The organism is Aldersonia kunmingensis (assembly GCF_001646865.1).
In the GTDB taxonomy this organism is placed as follows: domain Bacteria; phylum Actinomycetota; class Actinomycetes; order Mycobacteriales; family Mycobacteriaceae; genus Aldersonia; species Aldersonia kunmingensis.
The window spans coordinates 1-564 of sequence record NZ_LRRB01000039.1 but is presented as its reverse complement, the minus strand read 5'-3'; the positions used below and the strand labels follow the sequence as shown (position 1 = coordinate 564).

Genomic DNA, 564 nt, shown 5'->3' with positions numbered 1-564 from the left:
TCGTGCTGATCCACCACCGCAGCAATCGTCGCAGTCAACAGCTCGAGACTCATCGACGCCGGAACCTGCACCGGTACAGCCTGATTGAACGTCCGGTAATCCCCACCACCGGCGAGGAAGCCCGCCATCACCGGCGTCAGCGGCATAGTGCCCACGCCGCCGCCGGGCAACTCGGCCAGGGTCTGCACCTCGGCCGTGCCGTCGTCGAACACCGCGACCTCGGCCAACCCCGCCACCGTCCGCTGCTCGAACACATCACGCGGCGAGAACCTGATCCCGCGCGCACGAGCACGGGACACGAACTGAATCGAGACGATGCTGTCGCCGCCCAGGGCGAAGAACGAATCATCGACACTCACGCGCTCGATCCCGAGCACCTCGGCCATCACCGCAGCGATGGTCTCTTCCATCGGTGTGCTCGGTGCGCGGAACTCCGCAGCCTCGAACACCGGCTCCGGCAGCGCCTTACGGTCCAGCTTGCCGATCGGGGTCAGCGGTACCTCGTCGATCACGACGAACGCCGCCGGCACCATGTGCCCGGGCAACCGGTCCCCGACAAACCCC

General features: G+C 67.0%; 1 protein-coding gene. It reads right to left on the bottom strand.

The annotated features are described in order from the left end of the window. Positions 1-564: phosphopantetheine-binding protein (locus A8G08_RS03195; protein ID WP_157108382.1), on the bottom strand; the 564-nt coding region annotated here is incomplete at both ends.